Origin of the sequence: Agromyces sp. NPDC056965 (assembly GCF_042673425.1) — a bacterium.
GTDB lineage: Bacteria > Actinomycetota > Actinomycetes > Actinomycetales > Microbacteriaceae > Agromyces.
The window spans coordinates 1-5,269 of sequence record NZ_JBHURI010000143.1 but is presented as its reverse complement, the minus strand read 5'-3'; the positions used below and the strand labels follow the sequence as shown (position 1 = coordinate 5,269).

General features: G+C 71.6%; 5 protein-coding genes. 4 read left to right on the top strand and 1 reads right to left on the bottom strand.

Translation table 11 applies throughout. The annotated features are described in order from the left end of the window. The first annotated feature begins 87 nt into the window (after positions 1-87). From ACFTQE_RS19860 to ACFTQE_RS19850, 3 genes are read left to right on the top strand one after another with little or no spacing between them, the layout of a single operon-like run. Positions 88-1,650, top strand: coding sequence for a carboxylesterase/lipase family protein (locus ACFTQE_RS19860; protein WP_376926687.1), 1,563 nt, complete (start codon positions 88-90; stop codon positions 1,648-1,650). Positions 1,651-1,703: 53 nt separating this feature from the next. After that, positions 1,704-2,753: a zinc-dependent alcohol dehydrogenase family protein gene (locus ACFTQE_RS19855; protein ID WP_376926686.1), complete on the top strand. Its 1,050-nt coding sequence runs from the start codon at positions 1,704-1,706 to the stop codon at positions 2,751-2,753. Next, a complete protein-coding gene (locus tag ACFTQE_RS19850) occupies positions 2,750-3,223 on the top strand; it encodes a heme-degrading domain-containing protein (protein ID WP_376926685.1) in 474 nt (157 codons plus the stop codon). Before ACFTQE_RS19855 ends, ACFTQE_RS19850 begins: the two co-directional genes overlap by 4 nt. Before the next feature lie 49 nt (positions 3,224-3,272). On the opposite strand, the gene ACFTQE_RS19845 is transcribed toward ACFTQE_RS19850, so the two are convergent. After that, positions 3,273-3,779 carry a MarR family winged helix-turn-helix transcriptional regulator gene (locus ACFTQE_RS19845; protein WP_375836015.1) on the bottom strand — a complete coding sequence of 169 codons (507 nt, stop codon included), beginning with the start codon at positions 3,777-3,779 and terminating at the stop codon, positions 3,273-3,275. A gap of 144 nt (positions 3,780-3,923) precedes the next feature. Here ACFTQE_RS19845 and ACFTQE_RS19840 point away from each other — a divergent pair, with 144 nt between their 5' ends. Beyond that, positions 3,924-5,186, top strand: a complete 1,263-nt coding sequence (locus ACFTQE_RS19840; protein ID WP_376926684.1) for an MFS transporter — start codon at positions 3,924-3,926, stop codon at positions 5,184-5,186. Positions 5,187-5,269: the final 83 nt, after the last annotated feature.

Below are 5,269 nucleotides of genomic sequence, written 5' to 3'. Positions count from 1 at the left end.
GCGCGAGCGCAGCCCGGCCCCGCGGCGTTCACTCGCGGTTCGACGACCGGATGCCGGCGTTCACCCGACAGGCGTAGGCTCCCGGACATGCTGCTGGGGGCAGGGGTGCAGGTCGATCGCGCGCTCGTCGTCGAGACCGAGACGGGCGCGGTACGAGGGGTGCTCAGGCGCGGTGTGCGCTGCTGGCGGGGCATCCCGTACGCGGCGTCGACGGGAGGGGAGTCCCGGTTCCGTGCGCCCCGCGCGGCGGCGGGCTGGGACGGCGTGCGCGACGCGGTCGAGTTCGGCCCGGTCGCGCCGCAGCGACGGAAGGGCCAGTTCATGGGCGCGGCGCCGGGCCTCGCGCGGAGCGAGGACTGCCTGAGCGTCAACGTGATCGCACCCGACGGCATCGACTCGACCTCGGGCCGACCGGTCATGGTGTTCATCCACGGCGGCGCCTACAGCGTCGGCTCCTCGGGCGAGTACCCGCGACAGGGCGAACGGCTCGCGCGCGAACACGGCATCGTCTACGTCAGCATGAACTATCGCCTCGGGGCGCTCGGCTGGCTCGACCTGCGCGTCTACTCGAGGCCCGAGCGCCCGATCGAGGCGAACCTCGGCCTGCGAGACCAGGTCGCCGCGCTCGAATGGGTGCGCCGCAACATCCGCTCGTTCGGGGGCGACCCCGACCGCGTGACGCTCTTCGGCGAGTCCGCCGGCGCGAACTCGGTGACGACGCTGCTCACGGTGCCCGCCGCCGGTGGGCTGTTCAGCAGCGCGATCTCGCAGAGCTCGCCCGCGAACGCCGTGTACCTGCCCGAGACGACGGCGCGCTGGGCCCGCGAGTACGTGCAGCTGCTCAGCCGCGTGGTCGACGACGACGACCTCGAGAGCGAGTCGGTCGAAGATGCCGCGACGATGTTGTGCACCGCCCACGCCAAGCAGCTCGCCGACGCGACGACGGCCCTCACGATCCGCACTCCCGACGAGGACCCCGGCACGATCTGCCTCGCGCCCGTGATCGACGGCGAGTTCCTGCCGCACCGCCCGCTCGACGCGTTCCGCGACGGGCTCGCGCATCGGGTGCCGCTCATCATCGGCACGAACGATCGCGAGGGATCGCTGTTCGAGGGCCGCATCGGCATCCTCCCGACGACGAAGCCGCGCATCCGCGCGATCTTCGCGAACACGCGCAAGCGCTCGCGCAAGGCCATCAAGCGGCAGTATCCGGAGCTTCCGGAGCGACGGCCGGCCGCCGACTTCGCCGGCGACTTCACGTTCTGGTTCCCGACGGTGAAAGTGGCGGAGCGGCATTCGCGGTACGCACCGACATGGATGTACCGATTCGATGCGGCCCCGAGGATGCCGCGGCTCCTCGGTCTCGATGCGACGCACGGGCTCGAACTCTTCGCCCTGTTCGAGAAGTTCGACACGCCGACCGGTGCGGGGCTCACGATGCTCGGCGGGCGACGCATGTTCCGCGCGGTCGGGCGGCGCATGCAGGCGCACTGGGTCGCGCTCGCGGCATCCGGTGCGCCGCTCGGCGGCTGGCCGCGATACGACGACACGGCCAGGCGAACGCTCGTCTTCGATCGGGTCGATCGCGTCGAACTCGATCCGCGGCGCGAGAAGCGGCTCGCGTGGCAGGAGTTCGTGCCGCACGTCTGAGCGCGGCCGCGTTCGACCGTCGCGGTCGGGGGCGGCGAGCGTAGGCTCGGTGCATGCTCGCCACTGTCATCCACGCGCCCCGCGACATCCGTGTCGAAACCGTTCCCGACCCGGTGCTCTCCACCGGCGCCGACGCCATCGTGAAGGTCGTCGCCGCGTGCGTCTGCGGCTCCGACCTCTGGCCGTACCGGGGCGTGACCCCCACGCATGAGCCGCATCGCATCGGGCACGAGTTCATCGGCGTCGTCGAGGCGATCGGCGACGATGTGACGGTGGTCGCCGTCGGCGACTTCGTGATCGCCCCCTTCTACGTGTGCGACAACACGTGCGCGAACTGCCGCAACGGCGTCTCGACCTCGTGCCTGAACGGCGGATGGTGGGGCTCCGACGACCGCCTCGGCGCATTCGCCGACGGCGGCCAGGGCGAGCGGGTTCGCGTGCCGCTCGCCGACGGCACGCTCGTCGTCGTGCCCGGACCCGTCGGCGACGACGAGGTGCCGGGCCTGCTGAGCCTCGCCGACGTGATGGGCACCGGCCACCACGCCGCGGTCTCCGCCGGCGTCTCGGCCGGAGACTCGGTCGCCGTGGTCGGGGACGGTGCGGTCGGCCTCTGCGCGATCATCGCGTCGAAGCGGCTCGGTGCCACGACGATCATCGCGATGTCGCGGCATCCCGAGCGACAGGCGCTCGCTCGCCGGTTCGGTGCGACGCACGTCGTCGAGGAGCGCGGGGCCGAGGGCGTCGCGCGGGTGCAGGAGCTCACCGGGGGCATCGGCGCCGACCGGGTGCTCGAGTGCGTCGGCACGAAGGAGTCGATGGATCAGGCGATCCGTTCCACCCGGCCCGGCGGTATGGTCGGCTACGTCGGTGCGCCGAACGGCGGACCGGAGCTGCCCGTGCGCCCCCTCTTCAACCGCAACGTCGGCGTGAACGGCGGCGTCGCGCCCGTGCGCGGCTACATCGAGGAGCTGCTGCCCGATGTGCGGTCGGGCGCGATCGAGCCGGGGCTCGTCTTCGACCTCGAGCTCCCGCTCGCCGAAGCCGCCGAGGCCTACGCCGCGATGGACGAGCGGCGCGCGACGAAGGTGCTGCTGCGCCCATGAGCGAGCTCCTCGAACGGCTCGTCGCCGAGGCATCCGAACTGCAGTTCGATCGGTTCACGCTCGACGACGCGTGGGTGCTCGGCGGGCGTCTCCGTGCAGCAGCCGCCGAGGCGGGGCATCCGGTCGCGATCGCGATCTGGTTCGGGCAGCAGCGCGTGTTCCATGCCGCCCTGCCGGGCGCGACCGCCGACAACGACGCCTGGCTCGATCGCAAGCACCGCGTCGTCGAACGGTACGGGCAGGCCTCGCTGCTCGTCGGCGAGGAGTTCCGCGCGAAAGGCGAGGACTTCGACGTGCACGCCCGCCTCGACCCGCGGGAGTTCGCGGCGCACGGCGGGGTGGTGCCGATCAGGATCCGCGAGGTCGGGGTCATCGGCGCCGTCGGCGTCTCGGGGTTGCCCGAGCTCGCCGATCACGAACTCGTCGTCGAGCAGTTGCGCGCGCACCTGTGGGACCGCGCGAACGACTGACGCGTCGTCGCCAGCGTGGCGTGGCGTGGCGTGGTGAGCGTCGGCGTGGTCAGGCGTCGATGTCGTCGAGCCGGGCGATGACGACCTCGAGGAGACGCGCGAGCTCCGCGCGTTCGGCGTCGCCGAGGTCTTGCAGTACGTCGGACTCGACGACGTCGGAGTCGCGGATCGCCTGACTGAACAGCCCCCACCCCTCCTCGGTGAGGCTCACGAGGATGCGGGTGCGGTTGTCGGGGTCGGCCGCGCGCTCGACGAGGCCGCGCTCGGCGAGCTTGTCGAGGCGATGCGTCATCGACGACGGTGCCACGTTCGTGAGCTCGGCGAGCTGACTCGGGGTGAGCGCCTCCCCGGCCTTCGCGAGCGAGGTGACGACGGCCCATTCGCCCGAGCTCACGTCGAGGTCGGCGAGCTGCCTGACGTACCACTGGTCGAGCTTCTTCGTGAGCCCCTGCACGGCGGTGATCACCCGCTGCACGGACTCCTCGCCGCCCGCTGCGACGTAGGTCGCGACAGCGCGACGGTGCAGTTCCTGCGCTGACGGGGTGCGTTTGGCCATACGGGAATTCTCGCACGCGATGTTCGGTTGCTAATATTTCGATATCGAATAGTTCGTATTCGAATCATCGCCTCCCCTCCGGTCAGGTACGGGTGAGGCATCCGTCTCGTTCGAGACCCCGACTCCCGGAAAGGTGGCGTGCCCATGCGCGCGAAGCTGCTCATTCTCGCATCGAGCATCGGCATGCTCGGCTGGGGCGCCGTGCTCCCGTACCAGTACGCGTACGCGGCCGACACCCGCGGCTGGGGCGCACTCGTCGCTGCCGCCGCTTCGTCGCTCTTCTCCGTCGGCGCGCTCGCCGCCGCGCCGATCGCGGGCAGGCTCGCCGACCGCTACAACCCCGTGCACGTCGCCGTCGTCGCACAGCTGCTCGGCGCCGCCGGCGCAGCCTCGCTGATCTTCGCCGACGGCCCCGCCGTCTTCCTCGGCGGCATGCTCGTCTTCGGACTGGGGCTCGCCGCCGCGGTCCCCGCGAAGCAGGTGCTCGCGCTCGACTGGTCGTCGACCGACGACCGACGCAAGGTCTTCGCGTACAAGTTCACCGGCGAGGCCCTCGGCATGGCGGCCGGCGCGTTCTTCGCCGGGCAGATCATCGACCTCGGCCGGCACGACGGACTCGACATCGGGTTCCTCATGGCCGCCGCCGGGTTCGCCGTGTCGTCGGCGATCATCGCGCTCGCCGGACGCGGGGCCCGGCGCAGCGCCGAGTTCACGGCCGATGCGGTCACCGGCCTGGCCGGCGAACGCCGACCGGGCGCCTTCCGGCTCGTGTTCGCGAACCCCGCGCTCCGCTGGACCTCGGTCATCATGATCGCGCTCGCGCTCGGGTTCTACGCGCAGTTCGAGTCGGGCATTCCCGCATTCGGCATCACCGTGCTCGAGGTCGACCCCGTCGCGGTCGGCACGGCGGCGGCAGTCAACTGCATCGTGATCGTCGCGCTGCAGGTCGTGGTCGTGCGACTCACGGCGAAGGTCAGCGCGCCCATCCTGCTCATGGCCGTCGGCGGCATCTGGGTCGTCGCGTGGCTCGTGCTCGCGAGCGCGCAGCTCGCGCCGGGCGTCGCGTCGGCGATGTTCGTCATGACGTACGGCATCTTCGCGGTGGGCGAGACGATCTACAGCCCCGTGCTGAACCCGCTCATCGCCTCGCTCGCACGCAAGGGCATGGTCGGCAGCACGCTCGGCGCGATGTCGGCGCTGCAGACGGCGTTCACCGCGGCCGGCCCGCTCGTCGCGGGCGTGCTGCTCGGCGCCGGCCTCGGCGACGCGTTCCTCGGCATGCACCTCGCGCTCAGCGTGCTCGCGGTCTTCGCCGCATGGCGCCTGAAGCGGGTGATCGCGGCGATGCCCGTGCGGCACGAGCCGCCGACGCGGCCGATCTCGGTCGTCGATCCGGTCGGCGCGTAGCGCCCCGGGCCTGCCTGATCGGTCCGGTCCTGCCTGATCGATGGGCCTATGACAGAAGCGCCGCGAGTCGAATCGACTCGCGG

What these genes read in the sequence shown, in the direction of transcription:
- ACFTQE_RS19845 (WP_375836015.1), bottom strand. Translation starts at nt 3,779, where the DNA reads ATGGCCAAACGCACCCCGTCAGCGCAGGAACTGCACCGTCGCGCTGTC.
- ACFTQE_RS19855 (WP_376926686.1), top strand. Translation starts at nt 1,704, where the DNA reads ATGCTCGCCACTGTCATCCACGCGCCCCGCGACATCCGTGTCGAAACC.
- ACFTQE_RS19850 (WP_376926685.1), top strand. Translation starts at nt 2,750, where the DNA reads ATGAGCGAGCTCCTCGAACGGCTCGTCGCCGAGGCATCCGAACTGCAG.
- ACFTQE_RS19840 (WP_376926684.1), top strand. Translation starts at nt 3,924, where the DNA reads ATGCGCGCGAAGCTGCTCATTCTCGCATCGAGCATCGGCATGCTCGGC.
- ACFTQE_RS19860 (WP_376926687.1), top strand. Translation starts at nt 88, where the DNA reads ATGCTGCTGGGGGCAGGGGTGCAGGTCGATCGCGCGCTCGTCGTCGAG.